The organism is Polyangium sp. 15x6 (assembly GCF_029960785.1).
Taxonomy (GTDB): domain Bacteria; phylum Myxococcota_A; class Polyangia; order Polyangiales; family Polyangiaceae; genus Polyangium.
Genome location: NZ_JASBQE010000073.1, coordinates 1 through 24,825, shown reverse-complemented (window position 1 = coordinate 24,825; position 24,825 = coordinate 1). Strand labels below are relative to the sequence as shown.

14 protein-coding genes are annotated in these 24,825 nt (G+C 70.8%); 11 read left to right on the top strand and 3 right to left on the bottom strand.

Annotated elements, in window-relative coordinates; translation table 11 throughout:
- Nucleotides 1-35 precede the first annotated feature (35 nt).
- Entirely contained in the window at nt 36-3,041 is a 3,006-nt protein-coding gene (locus tag QHF83_RS37400) for a radical SAM protein (RefSeq protein WP_282422838.1), read from the bottom strand.
- 62 nt (nt 3,042-3,103) lie between these two features.
- On the opposite strand from QHF83_RS37400, the gene QHF83_RS37395 reads away from it, so the two are divergent.
- On the top strand, nt 3,104-4,927 hold the full coding sequence (locus QHF83_RS37395; RefSeq protein WP_282422837.1) for a radical SAM protein: 1,824 nt from the start codon (nt 3,104-3,106) through the stop codon (nt 4,925-4,927).
- A 90-nt stretch (nt 4,928-5,017) separates the two neighbouring features.
- A complete protein-coding gene (locus QHF83_RS37390; protein WP_282422836.1) occupies nt 5,018-6,271 on the top strand; it encodes a 6-phosphofructo-2-kinase/fructose-2,6-bisphosphatase in 1,254 nt (417 codons plus the stop codon).
- Between the two features lie 3 nt (nt 6,272-6,274).
- Here QHF83_RS37390 and QHF83_RS37385 read toward each other — a convergent pair whose 3' ends face one another.
- Both QHF83_RS37385 and QHF83_RS37380 read right to left on the bottom strand, forming a co-directional pair.
- Nucleotides 6,275-7,621 (bottom strand): hypothetical protein, encoded by a 1,347-nt coding sequence (locus QHF83_RS37385; protein WP_282422835.1) that lies wholly within the window; start codon nt 7,619-7,621, stop codon nt 6,275-6,277.
- A gap of 78 nt (nt 7,622-7,699) precedes the next feature.
- The gene (locus QHF83_RS37380; RefSeq protein WP_282422834.1) at nt 7,700-9,949 is read right to left on the bottom strand and encodes a hypothetical protein; all 2,250 of its coding nucleotides are present in this window, start codon (nt 9,947-9,949) and stop codon (nt 7,700-7,702) included.
- Nucleotides 9,950-10,033: 84 nt separating this feature from the next.
- On the opposite strand from QHF83_RS37380, the gene QHF83_RS37375 reads away from it, so the two are divergent.
- From QHF83_RS37375 to QHF83_RS37335, 9 genes are all read left to right on the top strand, one after another.
- A complete protein-coding gene (locus tag QHF83_RS37375) occupies nt 10,034-11,533 on the top strand; it encodes a DUF2330 domain-containing protein (protein WP_282422833.1) in 1,500 nt (499 codons plus the stop codon).
- Nucleotides 11,534-11,658: 125 nt separating this feature from the next.
- On the top strand, nt 11,659-14,211 hold the full coding sequence (locus QHF83_RS37370) for an alpha-amylase family glycosyl hydrolase (protein WP_282422832.1): 2,553 nt from the start codon (nt 11,659-11,661) through the stop codon (nt 14,209-14,211).
- A 130-nt stretch (nt 14,212-14,341) separates the two neighbouring features.
- Nucleotides 14,342-15,073: a hypothetical protein gene (locus tag QHF83_RS37365; protein ID WP_282422831.1), complete on the top strand. Its 732-nt coding sequence runs from the start codon at nt 14,342-14,344 to the stop codon at nt 15,071-15,073.
- Entirely contained in the window at nt 15,070-15,492 is a 423-nt protein-coding gene (locus QHF83_RS37360) for a hypothetical protein (RefSeq protein ID WP_282422830.1), read from the top strand. The genes QHF83_RS37365 and QHF83_RS37360 overlap by 4 nt, the downstream gene beginning before the upstream one ends.
- A 153-nt stretch (nt 15,493-15,645) precedes the next feature.
- On the top strand, nt 15,646-19,818 hold the full coding sequence (locus QHF83_RS37355) for a VIT domain-containing protein (RefSeq protein WP_282422829.1): 4,173 nt from the start codon (nt 15,646-15,648) through the stop codon (nt 19,816-19,818).
- A 10-nt stretch (nt 19,819-19,828) separates the two neighbouring features.
- Entirely contained in the window at nt 19,829-21,118 is a 1,290-nt protein-coding gene (locus QHF83_RS37350; protein WP_282422828.1) for a hypothetical protein, read from the top strand.
- A 171-nt stretch (nt 21,119-21,289) separates the two neighbouring features.
- Nucleotides 21,290-22,159: a PAS domain-containing protein gene (locus QHF83_RS37345; RefSeq protein WP_282422827.1), complete on the top strand. Its 870-nt coding sequence runs from the start codon at nt 21,290-21,292 to the stop codon at nt 22,157-22,159.
- Between the two features lie 46 nt (nt 22,160-22,205).
- A complete protein-coding gene (locus QHF83_RS37340) occupies nt 22,206-22,955 on the top strand; it encodes an RNA methyltransferase (RefSeq protein ID WP_282422826.1) in 750 nt (249 codons plus the stop codon).
- 218 nt (nt 22,956-23,173) lie between these two features.
- On the top strand, nt 23,174-24,825 hold a 1,652-nt coding region (locus QHF83_RS37335; RefSeq protein ID WP_282422825.1), incomplete at its 3' end, for a serine/threonine-protein kinase.

The following is a 24,825-nucleotide window of genomic DNA, read 5'->3' as shown; positions in this document are numbered from 1 at the left end:
ACAGGGGCCGGTGGGAAAGCCCGAGGGGTCGAGTGTCAGCCCACCCGATCCCGGAGCGGAACCGAGGCCACACGTTTCGGTTCCGCGGCCCGGTCGAACGGCGCGCCCGCGGCTTCCAGCGCCGTGATCGCCTCCGCCGCGAGCCGCATCGCCCGCACGCCGTCCTCCGCCGTGATCTTTGGCCGATCGCCCCGGACGACGCTCTCGCGGAACGCGACGAGCAGGCGCGCGAGGTCGCCCCCGCGCGGCGGCGTGCGGGTCCGTTTGCCGCCGGCGTCGCTCACCTCCACGAGGTCACGCCCCTCCGAGCGTATCCACGACAAACGCCTGCCATCGCCGAGGCGCGCCCGCACTTCGAGGGCATCCGCGGCCTCGGCGAGCAAGAGCTCGATCGTCACGTCGGGCTGCGAAGGACCACTGCCGCGCGCGCGCAAGGTCACGCGCTCGGGCCTTCCGCCGCCCTTGGCCGTGGCCTTTCGGATGCGGAGCTCCTCGCCTGCGACGGCCTGCGCGACGTCGCCGAGGTGGATCAAGAGCTCGTAGAGCGCCGTGCGGGACCACGCGTGCAAGCTCGCGGGCGAGGTCGGCGTGGCCCGGTGCACGACCTCGATTTCGACGGGACGATCGGCCCCTTTTCGATCGCCGAGCGCCGTGAGGATCTCTTCGAGCCCGCCGGCCGTGCGGAGCTGCTGCGCCACCGTGATGCGTTCTGCCGCCTCGGAAGCGAGCGCCTCGGCCTCGGCGAGCGTCGCGCCGAGCGGTTTTTCCACGAGGCACGGCAGCCCCCGCGCCATCGCGTCGCGCGTGATCTCCGCGTGTTGCCTCGTGCTCGTGGCGACGATCACCGCGTCGACCGAGGTCCGTTCACAAAGCTCGGCGAGCGTGCGTGTGCGGGGCACGTCGGCCGCGATCTCCGGCAGATCCTTGTCCGGCGCGTGCGGGGACGTGATGCCTGAAAGGACGAACCCGCCCGCTTGCTCGAGCGCCGCCGCGAAGGCGAGGCCCCGGCGGCCCGTGCCGACGATCGCGACGCGGAGGGCGCGCGGCGTGGAGGCGGGCGCCACGGGCAGGTGGACGCGCTCGCGCGGCGTTTCGGGGAGCGGGATCTCGTCGCTGCGTGGGATGCGGCCGTCGCCGAAGCGGAGCTCGTCGAGGCGGTCGATCCCGGGGCGGAAACGCGCGATGCGGGGCTCGGCGAGGCAACGCTCGGGCGTGAGTTTTTCGCCCGGGATGGCCCGGAGCTCGGCCGTGCCGAAGACCGCCGCATAAGGTTTCCACACGCCGGTGCAGACGAGGTCGAAGCGGCAATCGGCGCAGGCCGGGCCTTTTTGCTTTTGCGGGGCGTCCTCCGTCAGCGCGCCGCTCAGCGAGACGAGCACGTCGCTCCACGGCATCATTTCTTCGAGCTGGCACGGCGGCACGCCCTGGCGCGAGCCCACCACGACCTCGACGCCGAGCTCGTTCGCCCGCGCGATCGCGCGCTTCAGGTACGGCATGACGTCCGAGAAACGCGGCACGTGGTCGGCGAGCCGTTCGAGGGCCTTGTATTGCGGCGTGACGTACGCGAACGAGATGCCGATGCGCGCGCCGAACTCGGCGTGCATCCACTCGACGAACCGCACGAGATGTCGATAATTTTGCGCCGATACGACGTGGTTCACGTCGAGCCGGAGCGCCTCGTGGCGCGCGAAGAGGTGCAAGGCCCGCACGGTGCGCGCGTGGTCGCCCATTTTGCGGGTTTGCAGCCGCGCGAGCGCCTCGTCGTGCGCGTGCAGCGAGACGAAGACGTTCGTGAGGCCCGCCCGGACGAGGGCGTCGACCTTCTCCGGTTTGTCGAGGAGAACGGCATTCGTGACGAGCTCGATGCTGCGCACGCCGGTCCGCTTGGCCACGGAGACGTAATCGACGAGGTGGCGCGAGAGCGTGGGTTCGCCGCCGCTGAAGGAGATCTGCTCGACCCCCGTGCGGCCGAGGCGCGCGATCCGGCGCATCATCCGGCCCGGATCCTCCTCGACGTTGTGGGAGGTCTCGTTCGCGCTGCAGAACCAGCAATCCTGATTGCAATGGACCGTCGGGCGGAGGACCGTGAAAAACGCCGCGCGTGCTGCATTCTTCCGGGTCTCGTCCCAGCGCTCGCGCGGGCGTTGCAAGGGGGCGCGGGGCAAGGGGGACAAACCCGCGGCGCCGTGTGTGCCGAGGTAAAGCGTGGTCGTGCCCGGGCAGGCGCGGGAGGCGCCGCAAGCGTCGCAGCCAGGGGCGAGCGAGGAGGTCGCGTGGCGCGGGATCGGGCGGCCGCCGCGATCGGCGAGCAAGCGCTCGGGGACGTCGACGCCGCCATCCGTGGTCTTCGTGGCGACGGCGCAGAGCGGGATCCCGTCCCGCTCGGTCAGGGTGATTTCGAGCCCTTTTTCCCGGGCAAACCCGATCGCCGCGAGGAGCCCGTCCCGCGCCCGATCCCACCGCGGCGGCGAAAGCTCGCGCGGCGCGCGCCCATCCGCGGGCCGGAGCGCGGAGGGCGTGTAAAGGCGGACGCGACGCGCGCTCGGCGCCATGCTCGCGAGGAGCGCGATCGCCCCGCGGAGGTCCTGGATCGAAGGATCGAGCACCGGGATCTCGAAGACGAGGTCGAGCCCCGTCGCCGCGATCGCGCGGAGGCCCGCGAGCCCCGCGGAAAACGCGCCTCGCACGCGGGCGATCGCGTCGTGTACGGCCGCCCGGTCGCTCGCGAGGAAAAACACGACCCCCGCGAGGCCCGCCGCGCGGAGCTCCTCGGCGCGGCCCTCCGCGGCGTAGGCCACGCCGTTCGTCCGCGCGTACACCGCGCCCCAGCCCGCGTCGCGCGCGTCCTGCACGATCGCGCGGAGATCCTTCAGACGTGAAGCTTCACCGCGCAGCTCGAGCACGCCGCCGCCGCGACGGAGCTCGCGCTGCCGCGTCCCTTCGTCCGCCGGCTTGGCGCGGCAATCGCAGACGGGGCAGGCGAGGTTGCAGCCCTCGGCGAGCAGGAGGCTCGTGTCGGTCGTGCCGGCGCGGGGGCTCATGGGAGAAGCGCATTGTTCGCCGCGGGCGACGGCGCGCGCAAGAGGCACTGGCTTGGGGTACCATGAACGCGATGCGCGTCGCGCGGGTGCTCACCAACGAGACCTGCAACCAGGGTTGCGGCTTCTGCTCGGCGCGAAGGCCCGCGGAGCGGGCCGAGTTCGTGCGCCCCGCGGCCGTGCTCGCCCGCATCGACGAGGCGCTCGGGAAGGGCGCGCGCGAGGTCGTGCTGACGGGCGGCGAGCCCACGATGCGAAGGGATCTCGTGGCGCTCGTGCGTCACGCCCGCGCGCGCGGCGCCGAGCGTGTCGTGCTGGAGACGAACGCGACGCTCGTCACGGAGAGCCTCGCGCGCTCGCTCGTCGCAGAAGGCCTCTCGGTCGCGCGCGTGCACGTGCCGGCGTTCGGCGCCGAGGCGGATGGCATCACGCGTGACGAGGGCGGTTTTTCCGCCGCGCTCGCGGGCGCGCGTGCCCTCGCCGCCGCGGGGATTCCGATCGAGATCGCGACGCCGATCGTCCGGAAAAACCTCGATCTCGTCGCGGCGATCCCGGGTCGCTTGCGGGCCGCGGAGCTTCCGGTCCTGCGCCTCGTCGCGTCGATCCCCGTGGACGCGCCCGATCCCGCGTCCCTCGCGCCTCTCGACGGCGCCGCGCGCGCGCTCGAACGGCTCGATCAAGCCGCGCGAGAGGCCGGGATCCCGCTCTCGCTCGACCCCGGCGCGGCCATCCCTCCGTGCTCGTTCGAGCGTCCCGCGCGCCTCGCGCACCTCTACGCGCTGAACCCCGGCGGCGCGAATCGTCCGGGCCACGAGCGCGTGCCCGCATGCAGCGCGTGTGTCGTCGCGGATCGTTGTCCCGGCGTGCCGCGCGCGCTGCTCTCGCCGCGCGCGGCCGCGTCTTCGTTCCGGCCCCTCACGGAGGACCGGATCCGCCGCAAGCTCACGGTGATCTCGTCGGTGCGCGAGCAGATCGATCGCGAGCTCGTGACCCGCGACGTCCACCGCGCGCCCGACGGCCGGCTCGTGCCTTCGCACATCGTGCGCATCCAGTTCCAGTGCAACCAGGCCTGCGATTTCTGCTTCGTTTCGACGCACCTGCCCGCGCCCGACGACGAGGCCGTGCGCCGCGCGATCCTCGAGATCGCGCATGCCGGCGGTGTGCTCCAAGTCTCGGGCGGCGAGCCGACCTTGAACGGTCGCCTCCGCGAGTACGTCGCGCTCGCGAAGCACGAGGGCGCGATCGCGGTGGAGCTGCAGACGAACGCGGTGCGCCTCGCCGAGCAGGGGCGCGCGCGCGAGCTCGAAGAGGCCGGGCTCGACGTGGCGTTCGTGTCGCTGCACGGATCATGCGCCGAGGTCTCGGACGCGATCACGCGCGCGCCGGGCACGTTCGAGAAGACGGCGCGTGGCCTCGACGCGCTCGCGCAGACGAAGATCCGGCTTCGCTTGAATTTCGTCTTCTGCGCGCCGAATCAGGCCGATTTCCCGGACTTCGTGCGCCTCGTCGCGGCGCGCTGGCCAGCCGCGGAGATCAACGTCTCGGTCGTCGGGGCGTTCACCGATCTCGTGCCTCGCACGGAGAGCTTGATCCCGCGGTACACGGATCTGTTGCCCGCGATGCGAGAAGGTCTCGCGATCGCGCGCGCGGCCGGGATCCCGGTGCTCGGCTTCGAGTCGATGTGCGGGATTCCGCTGTGCCTCGCGCCCATCGATCCACGCGTGTTCTTCGAGCTCGCGGAGATCCCGATCGGTCACGACGGCGGCGAGTTCGTCCGGGCAGAAGCGTGCGGGCGGTGTGAGCTTTCGGCGCGCTGCTTCGGCCTCAGGCGCAGCTACGCCGAGCTCCATGGGACCAGCGAGGCGCGCGCCGTCGTACGAGGGGCGTAAACGAGCGTCCGTTACGCCTTCGGTTCGTGCTTCCCCCCTTCGCCGTAGGGCGGTATGGAGCGTGCCGTGTCGGGGGTACGGAGCAAAAGGGTGCCGGGCGAGCGAGACAAGGCGACGACCGTCCTATCCATGGTCGGCCTCCCCGCGCGGGGAAAAACGTACATCGGGCGCCGCGTGGCGCGTTACCTGAGCTGGCTCGGTCATCCGACCCGCGTGTTCAACGTGGGCAGCTACCGCCGCCGGCAGATCGGCGCGAGCCAGCCAGCCGACTTCTTCGCGCCGACGAACAAAGAAGGCCGGCAGGTGCTGCACGACCTCGCCATGACGGCGCTCGACGACATGCTCGCGTGGCTGCGCGAGGGCGGCGAGGTCGGCATCTTCGACGCGACGAACAGCACGAAGGAGCGCAGGCGTTTCGTCGAGGAGCGGTGCCGCAAGGAGGGCCTGCCCGTCGTCTTCATCGAGTCGTTCTGCAACGACCCGGGTGTGATCGAGGCGAACGTCCGCGACACGAAGCTCAAGTCGCCGGACTACGTCGACATGGACCCGGACGCGGCGGCGCAGGATTTCCTGCGCCGCATCGCCCACTACGAGAGCATGTACGAGACGCTCGATGATCCGAACCAGAGCTACATCAAGATCATCGACGTCGGCCGCCAGGTGATCCTGAACCGGATCCACGGCTACCTGCCCGCGCGCCTCGCGCCGCTGCTCATCGATCTGCACGTCTCGCCGCGTCCGATCTGGCTCACGCGGCACGGGCAGAGCGACTACAACCGGCACGGCCGGATCGGCGGCGATCCCGAGCTGTCCCCCGCGGGCGAGGAATACGCGAAGCACCTGGCGGAGTTCGTCCGGAAAAACGCGCCGCGGGATCAGGAGGTCGCCGTGTGGACGAGCACGCTGCGGCGGACGATCTCGACGGCAACGAAGATCACGCGATCGCCGCGGACCTGGCGCGCGCTCGACGAGATCGACGCGGGCGTGTGCGACGGGATGACGTACGACCAGGTGCGGCTCGAGATGCCGGACGTGTGGGCCGCGCGGAGCGCCGACAAATTCCGATATCGATATCCGCGCGGCGAGTCGTACGAGGACGTGATCCAGAGGCTCGATCCGGTGATCATCCAGCTCGAACGGCAGCGGTCGCCGACGCTGGTGATCGCGCACCAGGCGGTGCTCCGGGCGATTTACGCGTACCTGATGGACCGGCCGCCGAGCGAGTGTCCGTCGATCAGCGTGCCGCTGCACACGGTGATCCAGTTGACGCCGACGGCGTATGGTTGCGAGGAGAAACGATTCGCGCTGCCGCCGAACGTGGAGGATCAGGGGGCGGGGGGATAGGTTTTACCAAGGAAACCATTCCCCCGGCATCGTCTGCCACGCCGTCGGCCGGTTCGGGTCTCCCGGCGGGAGGACCAGCGAGCCGACGAAGTCGGCGTGCGCGTAGGCGCTCCCGATGTTGCGCGCGATCGCGTCGAGGTCCGCGTCGGTCACCACGCCGTCGCTCGTCGCCTTGTAGAATTGCACGGTGATGCGGATCGGGAAGCGTTCGTCGCGGACGAGGGGGCCGCCGTGGCCTTCGAGGAACGGGCCGAGCCGCGGGCCGTGGCCGAGGACCGCGCGTTCGAGGTCGCTGCGCACGGGACCCGGGCGGACGCGGATCGTCGCGTCGTTCGGGCCGAATCCGCCCGCCGCGAGGGGGTCGTCCGAGAATTCGTAGCCATATCCTTCGTCCGAGGAGGACAAACCCCCGAGGGCGCCCCGGTGCTCGTGCACGAGCGGGACCTGGATCAAGGCGAGGAGGTCGGCGCCGCGGCCGAGGGCGCTCTGCTCGGATTCGGTGCGCGGTCCGCCCCGAGACTCGATCCGCGCCGCGACGTCGCTCCGGCGCTCGGCCGTGAAGGCGGCGCGGCTGCCATTTTCATTGAAGTAGAGCTCCTGCCCGTACCCTTGCACGGAGCGGTCTTCGCTGCGGTTTTCGATGACCTTCACGCTCGTGCCCTCGCGTGTCGCCAGGAGGACGAGCACGGCGGGGGAGCCGGGCGCCGATTGGTAATTGAAGACGACGGGGTGAAACGTGGCCTGGCCGAGGCGCGGGATCGGGAGGAAGACGGCCTGCGCGCTGACGAGGAAATGGGAGTCGCGCGGGGCCGAGAGGTCGAGCGGCGTGCGCGTGTCGTCGACGCCGGTGAGGCTCTCGGGGCTCGAGACGATCTTGCGGAGGTCGTGCAGGGCATCGAGCAGGGAGATCGTGTGGAGCGGCGCGCCGCGTTCGTTGCCGACACGTAGGAAAAACCGATCGGAGGGGACGTCGGCCGTGCGGTCGGAGAAATTCGGATATCGAACGACGGGCATGAGCGCGTCCGCCCATTCGCCGGTCGTGCGTCTTCGGCGGATCTCCAGCGTGAGGTCCGAGATGTTCGGGCCGAGCGAGGAGCCGACGGCGCGGCCCGTGTCTTCCCAGGCCACGTCGACGAGCCGCAGGCCACGCGCGGCGACGCGCTCCTGCAGCGCGAGATCGCCGGTCATGTTGACGACGCGCTCGATCGTGTCCTCGTGCTCGCGGAGGACGACGTACTCCTCGACGGTGAGGGGCGCAGAGGGAGGGACCTCGGGCGGATTCCAGTACGTGACGCCGTCACACCCCGCGACGAACGCGAGGAGCGGCGACACGACGAGCAGGCGGTGCATCGTCACCTCGGGCCGGCGAGGGCTCTCGTGCGCCGGCGGTGGCGATGGAACCCAGCCGTGCGGTCCGGCTTGGGCCGATCAGGGCGGGCCCGCGGGAAAGCCCGAGGTCTCCTGCGGTGGAGGTCCCAGGTGGAACTTCATGACGATTCCAGCGTAGGAGCCGTCTTCCGGCTCGGGGAACGTGAGCTGGCGCGTGGCGTGACCCACGCATCCGGTGAAGGGCGCGACGCGAGGGCTGTCGAGCGCGGAGGTCGCGTTGACGCTCACGTTGCCGACGAATCCGTCGGCCCCCACGAGGAACCGAACGATCGGTTCGAGCCTCTCCGGGCCGTGGGTCTCGACATGGTCCCGGTAGCAGTCTTCGACCGAGGCGCGGAGGACGGCGAGCCGCGCGTCGGCGTCCTCGCGCCCGAGTTTGCCGAAGAACGAGAGCACCTCGGGCTGCTCCGACGTCTCCGTCTCCGTCTCCGTCTCCCGCTCCGGATCCTCGGGGGCGGCAGGGGGCGGGAGCTGCATCTGCGGGCGCGGCGCGAGGGGCTCGGCGACCGTCACTTCGAAGAGCGGGATCGAGCGCTCTTCGCCGTGGGACGTCTTGATCGTGCGTTCGAGCGAGAGCACCGCGGCGATGACGGCGTGCGCCTTTGCGAGCGACGAGCGCGGCGACAAACGGATCATCACGCGGTCTCGCTTCCGGTCCTGCGGGTCGCGGTGCGCGCCGTGGGCCGTCCACATCTCGTGTACCGCCGCGGTGAGCGTCGGATACCGCTGGCCGTCCGCGTCCTCGCGAGGCACGCGGCGCTGCACCTTGGCGATGTCGGCGATACGCCACTGGAGGACGAAGGTGTCGGGCGCCGTCGCGTCGACGTCGAGGTACCCGGTCGGAGGCAGGATGGCCGCCTCGGGATCGACATGGGTGGGCTCGGCCGGCCCGAGGTGAGGCGGCGCGAGCGGGATGGCGGGCATGGTGATCCGGGCGCCGATGCGCGGATCGGGCAGCGAGACGCGCAGGGGCGCGCTGAGGTAGGGGCCGTCGAGGAGGAGGTCGTACGTGCTCTCTTCGAGGCCGTCGAGGCGCACGGGCACGCCGTCCTCCCAGCGCGCCGGGGCAAACTGCCAGCCGAGCACGACATACGCGGGGGTCGTGGGCGGGAGCTCGGTCGGGAAGGGGCTCGCGAGATCCACGACGAGCGCGCCCGCGGGCAAGGACGGGTCCGCGATCGTGACGCCGGGGTTCGCGGCGAGGCGGGTCTGGTCGACGATGAGCGATTCGATGTGGCGGAGCGCGGCATTCGTGGGGAGCACGAAGAGGGCCGGCGCGAGCGCGAGGAGGAATGTGACGAGCAAGGCGGGCCGCGCGCGGGAGAGGGCGCCCGAGAGGCCACGCGGCGGCATCGCGACGAGCGTCGTGAGGACGATCGGGACGGCGAAGAGCGCGCCCGCGGCCGCGAGCTCGACGGTCGTGCGGCGGAGGCCACGCGCGGCGCGGTCGAGCTCGGAGAGGGTGGTGCCGGGCGTCGAAATGGCGATGACCTCGCCCATCGCAGGCGCGAGCGCTGCGAGGAGGACGCCGCCGATGCCGGCGCACGCGGCGGCGAGCAGGCGCGTGGCGGCATACCCGTCGCCGCGGTTCGTCCGCGAGGCGCCGAGCACCACGGCGACGAGGCCCATGCCCGCGGGCAGCGCCGCGACCCAGCTGCCGACCGCGTCGCGGCCGAGGTCATCCTTGCCGAGGAAGCGCGCAAAGAGCGCCGCCGCCAGGAGGGAGAGCGTGGCGACGACGAGCGCGGCGAGGGGGCGTTTGTCCTTGTTGATCGACGCCGTCGCGCGCTGGGGCCGGAGCGCGAGCGCGGCGATGCCGAGCGAGATCGACGCGACGAGAAGGCCCGCGTCGAAGAGGGAGGCGCGGAGCATCAGCGCGGAGGCCGCGGCACGCGCGCGGTCGCCGAACGCGAGATCGGGCATCTTGGCCAGCGGATCCGGCATCCACGCGATCGCGGTGGCGAGGGTCGTGGCCGCGAGGAAGGCGGGCGGGAGGCAGAAGAGCGACGCGGAGGCGCGCCGATCCGCGACGAAGCGGCTGAGGGCGACGGTCGCGGCGAGCGCGAATCCAAGGCCGAAGCCCACGGCGAGCGCGCCGCGCGGCTCGGCGAGGTGCAGGTTGAAGAAGGCGACCCGCACGAGCCCCGCCTCGGATTCGGCGAGCAGGACGAGCGCGACGGCGATCGGCACGACGAGCGCAATCGTCGCGACGGCGAGGTTTTGCCGCGTGCGTCGGGACGCGCGGCGGGCTCGCTCTTCGGGGCTCCCCGAGGCGTCCTTGTCAGCCACGTCGCGCAGGGTATCCGGACAGGGCCCCGCGCCGCGAGGGAAAAACCGTGACAACGCGACGCGGCCGTCGATACCCTGCACGGCATGCGCGCGGCGGGCGTCTTCGCGTGGGCCTTGTTGACGGCGGCGGCTTCGTCGGCCGAAGCATCCCCGGGCTACTTCCTGGGTAAGAGGGACGCGAAGATCACGAACGGCGCGACGACCGTGGTGATCGCGCGGCGCGGGACGCGCACCGTCATGTCGATGCAGATGCAAATCGACCACACCGACTCGGCCGAGCCCTCCGCTGTCGACGAGATGTACGGGGGGCCTAGGACCTTCGATGTCGAGATGATCGTGCCCGTGCCGGCCACGCTCGACCGCGACGCGGTGAAGAGGCTCCCGAGCGACATCTTCGAGCGGCTCGATGTGATCAGCGCGCCGCGGCTCGTCGAATCCTGGCAGCAGGATCCCTGCACCTACGCGGACATCGCCTCGATCGCGGCCCGCGACAAGGAGGGCGGCCCGAGCGCGCTGCCGGACGAGGGCGTTACGCGTCCCCGCGCCCAGGAAACGTCCCGCGTCCAGATCGACGCGCCATTCGGGGCCTCCGCCACGGTCGTTGAGGCATCCGACCTGGAGCCTTGGCTCGAGTATCGCAATCGCATCCCGGAGAACGTCGTGGCCGTGCTGCGCTCGTACAAGGAGGTCGGGTGGAAATTCCTCGTGGCGGACATCCAACTCTCGAAGGACGATATGCGGAACGGCCGCGCCATGCCACCGCCCATTCAATTCGAATTCGACGCAGAGGCGGTCCGGCTGCCTTTGCGTCTCGGGCTCTCGAGCTCGGCGGGCACGCAGGACCTCGTGGTGCACGTGCTCGCGGAGGACAGGTACGAGGCCGCGAATTACCCGAACCTCACGATCCCCACGAACGTCGAGGTCGACGGGGCGGCCCGCGCGCGATTCGGCGAGTTCTACGCGTCGCTCTTCGACGCGACGCTCGACAAGAATCCCGGCGCGTTCGTGACCGAATACGCGTGGGACGCGGGGTCGTGTGATCCGTGCCCGGGGCCCTTGCTTTCGCCCGAGGAAAAGCGATTGCTGGGCGCGCCGTCGGGGATGATCGTGCATTCGCGGCTTCACGCGCGTTATCGCAAGGAAGCGCTTGGCGAGGACCTCGTTTTGCGGGTCGCGCCGCCGATCCAGGGCGGGCGCGGCGGCGAGGGGCAGGCCGCGGTGCCCGCGGAGGTGAGCACATTTCAGGGGCGTTACGTCCTTCGTCATCGCTGGCAGGGCCCGGTGACGTGCCCGAGCCCCGATTTCGACATCTGGGGCGGACCGCCGAGCGCGGACCTTTCGAGCGTGCGGCCGGCCGCGCCGTCGTCCGAGGTGCCGCGGGGGAAGGTCTATCTTTCAGCGATGTTGCGCGATTCCGTGCCTGCTGCCGGGGTCGTCGCGAAGCCGCGTCCGGACGGGGCCGGCGGGGGAAAGCGATTCTTGCTCGGCTTCGGGCTCGGCGCGGGCGCGGGGCTCTGCGGCACGATCGGCGTGGTATTGGCGGTGACCCGAAGTCGGCGCGGTTCGCGCAGGAATTCGCCATAACACGGGCGTCCGACTCCTCGCTTGACATCCAGTGCGTGGATCGCATCATGTGCGACCGTCCGTGAATGCGGTGCGAAGGTGTATTCGCGGGTCCGGGACGGCTTCGACAGAGACGGGAGATCACGATGAGACGATTTCTTGGTTATTCGGTCCTCGGTTCGTTCGCTTGCCTCCTCGCGATTGCTGCGGGGTGCGAGGGCGAGGATCTCAACACCGGCGGGACGGGCGGATCGGGGCTCACCACGAATACGGGCGGCGCGGGCGGCGGTATGGGCGGCGCGGGCGGGAGCACGCAAGAGAGCTTCGTGCGGATCCACTATCGGCTGCAGGACGGCGGTGATCCGAAGTCGTGGGGCGTGCATTTCTGGGGCGCGGGCTCGACGTCGCCGGCGTGGGGATCGCCGCAGGTGTTCGACGGGACCGACGAGTTCGGCGTGTACACCGACGTGCGGGTGACCGTGACCGGCGAGGCGGACGACGCGTGGCTCGGGCTCATCCCGGTGCAATGCTCGAACGGCAATTGCAAGAAGGACGTCGAGACGGGGGTTCGTTTCACCGACCTCACGAAGAACGCGCAGGATCCGAACATCGCCGAGTGCTGGATCACGCAGGGCCAGGCTGTCTCCACGAAGCCGCCGGCGGCGGGGGGGCCGGCGTACGAGATCTCGCGGCCGAAGGATTTCATCGACCTCGGCAATGGCAGCGTGCGGATGATGTTCCGCGTGGCGAAGGGCTCGACAGGGACGGTCGAGTATGGCGCGGCGCCGGATGCGCTCGACAAGAAGGCGACGTGGACGGCCGCGGACGACATCAACAAAAATGGCCTCGTGATCACGGGGCTCACGCCCGGTCAGGCCGTCCATTACAAGATCACGACGGCGCTCGACGTGAATGGGCAGAAGCTCGAGGACACGTCGGACGTGCTCGACCTGACGCCGATCTCGTATTCGACGATCACGGACGCGGCCGACTGGGCGTCGTGGGGCGGCAAGGGGATCATGTACCAGCTCATCGTGCGCACGTTCGCGGACGGCGGCGCGACGAAGGCGGTCGGTGATTCGAAGACGGAGAGCGGCATCGACGAGACGAAGACGGACGGCATCGGGGATCTCGTCGGTCTGCGCAAGGCGCTGCCGTACCTGAAGGATCTCGGCGCGGACGCGATCTGGATGACGCCGGTGTTCAAGGCGAAGAGCTACCACGGCTACGATACGACGGATTTCTACGATATCGATCCGTCGGTCGGCACGATGAAGGATTTCACCGACCTCACGGAGGCGGCGCACGCCGCGGGGATCAAGATCATCCTCGATCTCGTGCAGAATCACGTGGCCGACGTGAACCCCTGGTTCATCGCGGGCTCGGATCCGAAGCACGCCGAGTACGACAAGTACCACGACTGGTTCGTCTGGTCCGATCAGTATTCGAATATGCTGGCCGACGGGCACCCGTGGGACGCCTCGGCCGTGATGTGGGCGTGCAAGAATTACCAGTGCTACCACCAGATCTTCGGCGGCCCGATGCCGGAGCTCAATTACCGCAACCCGGAGGTGCGCGCCGAGATGAAGAAGATCTCGGAGCACTGGATCCACCTCGGGGCGGACGGATATCGGCTCGACGCGTCGAAGCACATCGACCAGTTCGACGACAACGCGAAGATCTCGCTCGACAAGCACGGCACGCACGTGTGGTGGAAGGAGTTCAACTATTTCGTCAAGAAGGACGTCGTGCGGCCCGCGGGTTCGGCCACGGTGCTCCTGACGGGCGAGAATCGCTGGGACGATCCGGCGCAGTACGGCGAGATGCTGCCGTACGGCAGCGACATGGATTCGCAGTTCGACTTCCCGTTCCGCAGCATCGTTGGCAATTTCGTGAACGGGCAGACGGGCGACGCGGTCGATTTCGTGGGGTACGTGAACAAGGTGCAGGCGGATCTCGCGGCCGGCGGCAATGGCGGCAGCCCGCACCATTACCTCGAGCGGTTCCTGTCGAACCACGACCTCGAGCGGCCGGCGACGCAGTTCGAGGGCGCGGGCGCGGCGCTCGAGGCGAAGCTGAAGCAGGCCGCGACGATCGTGCTCACGGTGCCTGGCATGCCGGTCATTTATTACGGCGAGGAGTTCGGCAAGAAGGGCAAGCGCGACAAGTACGTCGGCAACGAGTCCTGGGACCGCGACGAGCTCATCCGCGAGCCGATGAGCTGGTTCGAGAAGAACGTGTTCGTCGGCGACAAGATGACGGGCTGGAACATCGACGCCGCGGCCACGAACGAGGCGAACAAGGACGTGCTGCCGTTCACGGGCGTGGGCATCACGGTCGCGCCGAACCCGGATTATCCGTTCGTGAAGTTCATGTCGGAGCAGGAGCCGGCGTCGTGGGGCGCGCAAGAGGCCGATACGTCGAGCCTCTTGCACCACTACCGCAAGCTCGTCGCGATCCGGAAGGCGCACGCGGCGTTCACGGATCTCGCCGCGACGATCACGCTCGTGAAGAACACGGCCGACGTCTACGAATACAGGCTCGAGAGCGGCGCGGAGACGATCTCGGTCGTCCTCGGCCGCAAGTCGACGCCGCAGACGATCACCTGGGGCGCCGCCGCGACGGAGCTCATCTCCGGCGCGACGGGCACGTCGTTCGAGCTGCCCGCGTACGGGGCGATCATCGTGCAGAACAACTAGAAATGTGTCGATAGGAAAAACGCGGGGCCGCGGCTTTCGAATCTCGAAGGCCGCGGCCCACGGCGTTTCCCGCCCGGGCGCGCGGGGCTCGACGTCGAGCCGCGCGTCGTGGTAGCGTCTCCTGGCTGGTTTGAAACCGTTCACCCTCATGGTTCTGGTGGTGTTCGGGCTCGTCGCGGCGGCGGTCGCGGCGAGGCTGCTCGGGCTCGCGGCGCGCACGCGCAAGGCTCCCGAGCTTTTGCTCGGTCTGTCGATGTTGCTTCCACTCGTGGGGTATTCGATCCAGGTGACGAGCGCGGTGACCCGAGGCGGCGCGCCCGCGCCGATGGCCGTGGAGATCGGCGGGCTCGTGGTCGATACGGGATTTTTGGTCGTCGCGGGCTTCGTGTGGCTCGTCTTCCGCCGGGAAGAAGCCTGGGCCCAGGGGTTCGCGCTCCTGCTCGGGGCCGTGGGGCTCGCGATGCCCGTCGTGAACCACGTCGTGCCCTGGTCCAATGGATTGCCTTCGGCGCTCTGGCCACGCGCGGTCCTGCGGACGCTTTGTTATGGCTGGGCCGCCGTGGAGGCGCTCCGGTATGCGGTGCTCATGCGAAAACGTGTGCGTTTCGGGCTCGCGGAGCCGATCGTGGCCGATCGGTTCGTCCTCTGGGGCTTCGGGTATCTTTGCGCGGCGCTGATGCTCGACGGCCTGACCGCGGGCGGCGCGCTGCACGTGCAACAATCACGCTTCGCCGACGTTTTCCTCGTGGGCGGCGCGGCATTCGGGGTACCGGCCATGCTGGCGTTCGGATTGAGCTTTTTCCCGCCGGTCGCGTACGTGCGATACGTCGAGCGCCGCCTCGGCGCGGGGGCTGCGTCATGAGCGAGGGGTCGCGGGTCTTCGAGCGGGTCGCGGAGGAGCTCGAGCGGCTCACGAAGCTGAGCCGGCTGGAGGCGCGAGGGACGTTGCGGATCGGGCTCCGAGAGGCGGGATTTTTGCCCAAAAACGTGACGCCTCGCTCGATGATCGTGGCGCTCGAAAAGACGCTGCCCCCCTTGCTCGTGAAGCGCGGCGTGCGGGACGCTGGGACGATTTGTTACCAAATCGGGATCCTCGTTCGCGAGACGATGGGTATGGAATCGTCCGACGGGGAGACACCGGAGCGGGTGTTTGCCCGGATCGGGCGCGCCACGATCCCGCCGTCCTCGCCGGGGCGGTCGTCGATGGTGCCGGACGTCACACGAACGCCGACGGGGCGCCGCTCCACCGTGCCGCCGCCCGAGAAAAAGCCGGGGGCGTGATCGCCAAGGCGCCGTCGCAATCGGCGCCGCGCGAGAAATCTTCCCCCCGCCGCACGGACGGCGCGAACATGGACCACGCGGCAGGGGGATCATCGAGCGGGGTGTCAGCTCCGAGCCCCCGGGCCGTTCGGCCTTCGTCGGCTCCGGAGGACCATGACCCGCTCGCTGGATCGAATCAGGGCGCTCGCGAAGAATCACCCCCTGCCGCTGCGCGCGGCGATCGGCCTGCTCGTGCTCGTCGCGAGCCTCGTCGTGTTCATCAAGTCGCAGCGCGTGCCGCCGGTGCGCGCGGGCGTCGTCGACGCGCGGCTCGAGCTCGCGGCGGGCGAGGTGCGGCTCGTGGAGGCCGGCAAGGGGAGCACGGTGATCTCGGGCGCGCCGCTGCCCGCGGGCGCGGAGCTCGCGACCGGGACCGGGGCGCGGGCGCTCGTGCGGCTGTCGGACGGATCGTCCTTGTTTTTGCGAGGCGACTCGACGGTGCGCCTCCAGTCGGACGGAGCCGAGATCGTGGCCGGCGAGGTGTGGCTCGACGCGCCGCCGTCGGAGCGCGGCGGCCTCAAGCACAAGGCCGGGGACGCGACGATCGCCGCGGCGGACGCGGGGCTCTCGATCCGGCGCGCGGGCGCCGAGGTCGTGGTCGTGGTGACGCGTGGGCTCGCGGTGCTGACGGCGCCGGGCGGGCGCGTGGAGGTGAACGCCGGGGAGCAGGCGCAGGCGTCCGGCAGCGACAAACCCAAGGTGAGCCCGGTGCTCTTCTGGGACGACTGGACCGGCGGCATGGGCGACGGTCGGCCGCTCGCAGGCGCGGGCAGCGGCGCGGGCCGGGTTTACGGCGTGAGCCCGGGTCTCCCTGGAGAGAAGGCGAAGGTGCTCGAGGTGAGCCGCCAGTCGGTGCGGGCGGTGATCCGCGAGGGGCTCGCCGAGACGGAGGTCGATCAGACGTTCGGCAATCCGGGCGGCGGCGTGCTCGAAGGCTGGTACTGGTTCAGCGTGCCGGAGCGGGCGATCGTGACGTCGTTCGCGGTCGAGACGAACGGCGCGCTCGTCGAGGGCGAGGTGACCGAGCGCAAGGAGGCCGCCGCGAAGTACGCGACGGCCGTGGCGACGGGGAACTCGCCCGCGCTGCTCGAATGGGTCGACGGGCGGACGTATCGCTCGCGGATCTACCCGATCCCCGCGTCGGGCTCGCGTCGCGTGGTGCTCAGGTACCTCGAGGTGCTGCCTTCGCAGGGCGGGAAGCTCGAGTACCTCTATCCGATGCGCGGCGAGGATCCGGCGCGGATCGGGGAGTTTTCCCTCGAGGTGGATCTCGGCGTGGCGGGGTCGAAGATGCGGATCGCGAGCCTCGCGGACGCGGTGGTCGAGGACGGCGGGCGGCGCGTGACGATGCGCCGGAGCGGCTATCTTCCGCGCGCGGACTTTCAGCTCGAAGCGATGCCGATCGAGCCTTCGATCCGGGCCGCGCTGACGGTCGGGCGGTTCGCCGCGGGCGCGGATCGGGCCGATTACGTGATGGCGCGCTACGTGCCGGACATCGACTGGGCCGCGGTGCCCGAGCCGCCGGGGGACGTGGCGGTCGTGGTCGACACGTCGGCGTCCGGGGACGAGGCGGTGCGGCAGCAGAAGGCGGCCGCGGCGGAGGCGATCCTGCGTGCGCTGTCGCAGAAGGATCGGTTCGTGCTCATCGCGATCGACTCGACGCCGACGGTGCTCTGGCCGAAGGAGGGTCTCGCCGAGGCGACGGACAAGGAGATCGCTGCGGCCCTGGCGCGGCTCGCGGAGCACGCGTCGGGCGGCGCGACGGATCTCGGCGCGCTGTTCGACGCAGCGCTCGGGCGGCTGCACGGGACCGAGCAGCCGGCGGTGGTGTACATCGGCGATGGTTTGCCCACGTCGGGCGAGGTGAGCGGCGATCGGCTGTCGGAGCGGCTGCGGCGCAGTTTGTCGACGTCGCGGGCGCGGCTGTTCACGGTGGCCGTTGGTACACAAAGCAACGTGGGGCTCCTGCGCGAGCTCGCGCGGCAGGGCGGCGGGCAGAGCTTCCGCATCGATCGGATGGAGACGGCGACGAGCGAGGTACTCAGGCTCGCGAGCGCGATCAAGACGCCGACGATCACGGAGCTCGCGATCGATCTCGGCGCGGGGCTCGACGAGGCGATGCTGACGGCGAGCGGGAAGGTGTCGCGCGGGGAGGAGGTGCTCCTGTTCGCGCGGACGCACCACGCGCTGCCGGCCGAGGCGACGGTGAAGGGCCGTGTGGGCGGGAAGGATTTCGCGAAGCGGTATCCGATCACGCTCGCGCAGGGGACGAGCACGTCGCTCGTGCCGCGGCTGTGGGCGGCGGAGAAGGTGCGGCGGCTGCTCGGCGAGGTGACGGATCCGGAGGAGCAGCGCGGCAAGATCGTGGAGATCGGGCTCGAATACGGGCTGATGACGCCGTTCACGAGCATCCTCGCGCTGGAGAGCGAGGCGGCGTATGCGCGGCAAGGGATCCGGCGGAGGTATTCGCCGCTGCGAGGCGTGCGGCTGACGTCGCTCGATGCGCGCACGGAGCGGGCGCTGATGGATGCGGCGCTGAATCCGGCGCCCGCGGTCGCGATGGGGTGCAGCCTTCGCAGCAAGGAGGAGGCGCCGGCGACGGAGAGCGTGGCGGCCGTGCCCGCGCCGCTGGTGGTCGAAGACAAACCGGCGGACCAGCAGAACGAGACGTCCCTGGCGACGGCGATGGCGACCGCGGAGCCCGCGGAGCCCGAGCCCGCGGTCGCCGGCAACGCGCTCTCGCCTGCGAAGCCTGCGCCGGGCGGAGGGGGCGGGGCGTTCCGCGGGGCCGCGGACCGGGAGGGGATCGACGGGCAGCAGGAGAAAACGGTCTCGCGGTCGGCGGTCATCGGACCGGCGAAGGGGGATCTGCCGGCGCTCAAGGAGAAGGTTCACGCGCCCGAGGCGCCACCGCCGCCCCCGACGTCCACGGCGACGTCCACGTTCGACGCGGCGAAAAAACTGCCGGCGACGCCGAGCCCGCGCGCGAGTCACATCCTGCCGCCGACGCCGTGCAGCGACGTCGCGCGGAGGCCGCTCGCGGATCGCGTCGTGATGTGGTCGAAGCGGCTGCGCGGCGAGCTCGACGGCAAGACGCTCGTGTCGCGGTACCAGGCCGCGCGCGGCGCGTGCGAGATCCCGGACTGGCGCGCCGAGCAAGCGCTGCTCGACCTGCTCCAGCGCAAGGCCCGCACCGAGGATGCCGTGACCACGCTGCTCGCGCACTTCGAGTCGGCGCCCGACACGCGCGCGTACGTGGCGCAGGCGATCCTGCGTCGTTCGGTCGATCCGCGGATCGCCGCGTCCGTGCGGCGCACGTTGTTCGGCGAGAGGATCGCCTGGGAGCAGGTGGACGCGGAGCTCGCCGCGATCGACGGCGTGGAGGCGAAGCTCGCGAAGCTGCGCGAGCGGATGCTGGTCGCGCCGGGGGATCCCGAGGGCGATTTGCGGGTCGTGCGGCTGCTCGCGGAGGCGGGCAAGAAGGACGACGCGCTCGCGCAAGGAAGGCGGCTGCGCGACCGCGGCTTCATGAGCCCCGATCTCGCGCTTTCGCTCGGCGACGTGCTCGCGGCGCAGGGTTTTCAGGACGAGGCGCTCCGGACGTACTCGGAGATCGTGGAGTTCGACTCGCAGAGCGCCGAGTCGCGGCGGCTGCTCGGCGATGTGTTTCTGCGGCACGGGTGGTACGGCGCGGCGTATCGGCAATACAAGACGCTCACGGATCTGCCGGCCGCGGACGCGCCGAGCTTCTTGCGCCTGGCGCTGGCCGCCTCGGGCAGCGGGCGCGTGGACGAGGCGCTGCGTCTGGAGCGGCAGGTCGCGTCGGCCGAGGGGACGCCGGGGCCGCGGGATCCGCGGCTCTGGGCGCGGCTCTGGGCCGCGGCGCACCTCGCGCGGCTGCTCGAAGGCGAGGGCAAACCCGTGGAGCCGGGTCTCGCAGAGGGTTTGTCGCGGAAGCTCAAGGAGCTGTCGCTCTTCAGCGGCCCGAGCGCGCTCGCGATCCTCACGTGGGAGGATCTCGATACGGAGCTCGGTCTCGTCGGGAAAGACGGACAGGTCGAGGCGACGTTGACCGAGGTCTCGGACGCGGCGTCGATCGGGGTCTCGGCGGTGGAGCTGCCGCTCGGCGACGAGGCGCGCCTCGTGTTCCTGGCGCGCTTCCGCAAGGCGAATCCGGGGCGCGAGGTGCCCGTCACGCTGCACGCGATCGCCTGGGACGGGAAGGCATTTCGTGTGACGATCCGGAAGGCGAAGCTCGGCGCGAAGGACACGGAGGTCACGCTCTGAGGAGAGGCGCATGATCGAGATCACCTTTCTCGGGCAGCTCGTCGCGACGCTCGCAGGCGTGGCGGCGTTCGTCTCGCTGCTCTTCGTGCTCGCGGCGGGCGCGTACGTGCTCGCGGCGGCCGCGCAGGGGCTCGAAGGGCTCGCCGCGCCGCGCGGGGTGCTGCCCGAGGTCGTGGCGGGCCGCGCGCGTATTCTGCGCGCGATCGCCTCGATCCTCGGCGTGATCACGTTCGCGTTCGTGATCGCGACGTCGATCGTCGGAGGCACGCTCGGGACGATCACGTTCGCCGCGGCGCTCGGCGCGCTCTCGCGAGGCGGGACGCTCGCGCTGTCGATGCTCGCGATGCGGACGGCCGCGAAGCGCGAAGGCGCGCGCGTCACGCAAGCGAAGGCGCTCGCGGCGGCGCGGGCCCGGGAGACGGCGAAGCTCGAAGCGACGGCGAAGAAGCGGCTCGCAGGGGAGGATCTGCGCGCGGAGCTTTCGGCCGCGGACGACGCGCTCACGAGGCTGCGCGAGGCGCTCGGGACGCTCGTGGATACACGCGCGGCGCTCGGGCAGAAGCTCCAGACGGTGAACGGCACGGGCGAGAGGCGGCTCGCGCCGGAGGTCGCGCGTCTCCGGGACGAGCTCACGTTGCGGATCGAGCTCGGGGAACGTGTGCTCGCGGCGGCGGAGGCCGCGGCGTTCCGGCTGGCATGCGCGATGCCGATCAAGAAGCTCGTGCGGAAGCGGCCCGCGGAGATCGCGGGGCTCGATCCGGCCGCGCCGGGGGATCCGGGGGCGCGGCTCGCGGCGGCGACGGCGGCGATCGACGGCTACCTCGTGACGATCGCCGAAGCGCGCGCCGAGCTCGAAGAGGTCGCGGCGCGGCGGCCCACGGTCCCGCCGGCGGCCCCGGACGCGGACAAGGAGGACGAGGACGACGACGGGCGCCCGAAGGATCCGCTGGCCCACGCGCGGGCGGATCTCGACGTGATCGAGTCGGCGTATCGATCGCTGCGGGAGCGCGCGGAGCTGACGCGCCTCGGGCTCGACGCGCAGAAGGGCCTCGCCGCGGTGGCGAGCGCGGCGGGCGCGGTGTCGAAGCAGGCGCGGGCATTCGGCCTCGACGAGCGGGAGTTCGGCCTCTTGCTGGACGATGTCGCGCGGGCCGAGCGGGTATCGTCGATCGATCCGCCGGTGCGCGACGGGGATCTGCGGGTGCTGGTGGAGGCGCTGTCGCGCGGGACGAGCGCGCTCGACCGGGATGACCGGGCGTCGCTGGGAGGGGTCGTCGCGGCGCTGCGGTCGATTGGGTAATTTTTCATTCCAACCCATGGGCATTCGCCGCCCCGGCAAAAAAACGCTCGCATCGTGCACGAATTCGGCATTGCTGGCGTGCGCTTTTTTCTGATATCTCCACCTCTTCGAAAGCCTGGACGGTCCGCCTTTTTCGGTCGGACATGAAATGGCCGGACGGGGCGGGGCGTCATGGCGTGGGGCGAGCAGGACGAAGGGGCACTCGAGAGGGAAGTCGAGGCTTTGCGCGCTCGGCTCGCGGAGGTCGAGGCCGAGCTCGCGTCCGCGCGCGCTTCGGAGGCGGAGCTCCGGGACATGTTCACGGCCATGATGGACGTGGTGCTCGTGCTCGACGCCGAGGGGCGTTACCGGAAGATCGTGCCCACGAGGCCCGATCTCCTCTACAGGCCGAGCGACGAGCTCCTCGGCAAACGCCTGGTGGACGTGCTGCCGATGGCCCTGGCGAGTGAATTCATGGCCGGCATTCGTACGTCGCTCGCCGAAAAGAAGCTCGTGACGACGGAGTACAGCATGCAGCTCGAGGGCCGAGACGTGTTCTTCAGCGCCCACATCTCGCCCATGTCGGACGGTGAAGTGATGTTCGTCGCGCGGGATGTCTCGGATCGGAAGCGGGCCGAAGAGGCGGTCGCCGAGGCGATCCGAAAGCAAGCGGTGATCGAGGCGCAGGCGGCGGCCCTCGCCGCGCTGTCGACGCCGCTCATCCCGATCACCGACGAGATCATGGTGCTTCCGCTCATCGGCATCCTCGACGCGCAGCGCATGCAGCAGGTGATGGACGCGCTGCTTTCCGGCGTGACGGAGCGAGGCGCGCGGACGGTCATCCTCGACATCACGGGCATCGCGGTGGTGGACGCGCAGGTGGCGGACGCGCTCGTGCAGGTGGCGCGCGCGGTGCAGCTCGTGGGCGCGGACGTGGTGTTCACCGGCATTCGCCGCGACGTGGCGCAGGCGCTCGTGGACATCCAGGCCAACCTGGGCGGCGTGGTCACGCGCAGCACGGTCCAGAGCGGGATCGCGTTCGCCATGGCCCGAAGGCGCTGATCGCCGGTTTTCGCCTCCTGCTCCCCCGTGCTATCCCCGCCCCGCGATGCGTCGCAGGACCCCTCATGCCATCCAGGTCGAGCTCGCGCAGAAGCGGCTCCTCGCTCGGCTCGCCGGCCTCGACCACGCCGCGATCGTGCGCGTGCTCGGCCCCTTCCTCACGCCCGAGCGTCAGGCCCGCTTCGACGCGGTGTTCTCCTCTCGCCTCGGCTCCGTCACCGTCCTCATGGACGCGCCGTACGATCCGCACAACGGCGCCGCCGTCCTCCGGTCCTGTGACGCGTTCGGCGTCCAGCGTCTCCACGTCGTCGAGCGCGGCGGCATCTCGTTCCTCGCGGCTCGCCAGGTCGCGCGCGGCTCCGAGCAGTGGGTCCACGTCCGCACCTACCCCACGAGCCGAGCGGCCCTCGACGTCCTCGCCGCCTCCGGCCACGAGCTCGTCGCGACGCACCCGCAAGGCGAGCTCGCGCCCGAGGATCTCCGATCGATCCCCAAGGTCTGCCTCGTCCTCGGCAACGAGCGCGACGGCATCCACGAGGAGCTCGTCGCCGCCTGCAAGCGCAGCGTCCGCGTCCCCATGCGCGGCTTCGTCGAGAGCCTCAACGTGAGCGTCACCGGCGCGATCCTCCTCCAGCACGCGACCTCCGGCCGGCCCGGCGATCTGTCCGAGGACGAGCAACGCGCGCTCCAGGCACGCGCGATGATCCTCACGATCGACCACGCCGCCGAGATCCTCCTCGCGAACGGGATTTCACTCGGAGAGGACGCGCTCGGGTTCGAAGAAGCCGCGGGCTGACCCCCGGGAATTTTCCGCCTCGCTTGCCCCTTGCGGCGAAAGTCGATAGCCTCTCCCGAACGACGATTGTCGGCTGCTTCGATCGTCCGGGAGTCCTCGTGCCTGCTCCGCCTGCGCCGCCGAAACCGCCTGCGCCGCCTCGCGCGGCTCCCCCTGCGCCCGGCGCGATCGCGCGCCCTTCCGCGCCGCCTCCCAGGCCGTCCGCCGGAACGGTGCCGATGCCCGTACACCCCGGCCCGGCCGCGAACCCCGCGCCGCCGCCGCCCGTGTTCGCGGACGCGCCCATGCCCTCCGCCGTCGCCACGGTGCCGTTCCCGAGCCCCGTCGACGCGCCCGCGCCTGCGCAACCGCGTCCCGCTGCAGGCGCGCCCGCACCGCGCCCGGCCGCAGGCGCGCCGGCCGTGCCCGAAGGCACGTTCGAGGCCGTGAACCCGCAACAAGGTGATCTCCAGCCCGGCCTCGTGATCCAGAGCCGCTACCGCATCGAGAAGCTCATCGGCCGCGGCGGCATGGGCGCGGTGTACGCGGTTCGTCACGTCAACACGGGCGAGATCTGCGCGCTCAAGCTCCTTCACCCGTCGGTCGCGAACAACCCCGGCGCCGTCGAGCGCTTCCGCACCGAGGCGCGCGCGCCCGTCAGCATCGGCAGCGAGCACGTCGTGCGCGTCATCGACGCCGACGTCGCGCCCGAGATCGGCGGCGTCCCCTTCATCGTGATGGAGCTCCTCAAGGGCCGCGATCTCGGCTCGGAGCTCAAGCAACGCGGCGCGCTGCCCGCGGGCGAGGTCGTCGTGTACCTGAAGCAGGTCGGGCGTGTCCTCGACAAGGCGCACGCGCTCGGCATCGTGCACCGCGATCTCAAGCCGGCGAACCTCATCGTCACGCAACGCGAGGACGGCACGCCGCTCGTGAAGATCCTCGACTTCGGCATCGCCAAGCTCGTCGATCAGAGCGACGCGAAGGAGCTCACCCAGGACGGCGCGATCTTCGGCACGCCCTGGTACATGTCGCCCGAGCAGGCCCGCGGGCACGCCTCGAAGGTCGGCCCCGCCGCGGATCTCTGGGCGCTCGGGCTCATCGCGTATCGCCTGCTCACCGGGAAAAACTACTGGTCGGCCGAGGGCATGGCCGGGCTCATCGGGCAGATCCTCTACGAGCCGATGGTCCCGCCGAGCACGATGTCGCCGCACCTCGGGCCGCGCTTCGACGCGTGGTTTTCCCGGGCCTGCGCGCGTGAAGCCGAGCAGCGGTACACGAACGCGACCGAGCAGATCCAGGCGCTCGCCCAGGCGCTGCAGGTGAACTACGCGGCGCAGCCGACGAACCTCGACATGCCGAACCCGGCGGACCTCTCCGCCTCGGCGCAGGTGCGTCAAGCGCTGCAAGGCGTGCCGATGTACGGCATGAGCGTGGCGGGCGGCTCGATCCCGCCGGGCATGCCCATCCCAGGCACGAGCATCCCCGCCGCCGGTCTCTCGCAGGCGGGCATGCCGCTGCCGCCCGGCGTGAATCCCGCGGCAATCTCGCACGCGGGCGCCACGGCCGCGCAGCTCGCGGCGATGGGCATGTCGCAGTCGGGCGCGCCCATCCCACGCGTGACGATCCCGCCGGGGACCACGGGCGCGCCGCTCTACTCGACGCAGGCCCCCGCGACGCCGGTCGCGAAGCCGAAGCTCGGCGCCATCGTCGCGGGCGGCTTCCTCGTGCTCGGCGTCGCGGCCGCGGTCGGGCTCTTCTTCATGCTGGACGGCAAGAGCACGCAGAACCCGGCGCCCGCCGTGCAGGCGACCGCGGCGCAGACCGCCGCGCCGACGGCCGAACCCGCGCCGCCGCCGGTCGCGCCGCCTCCCGCGCCCACGACCGAGCCGGC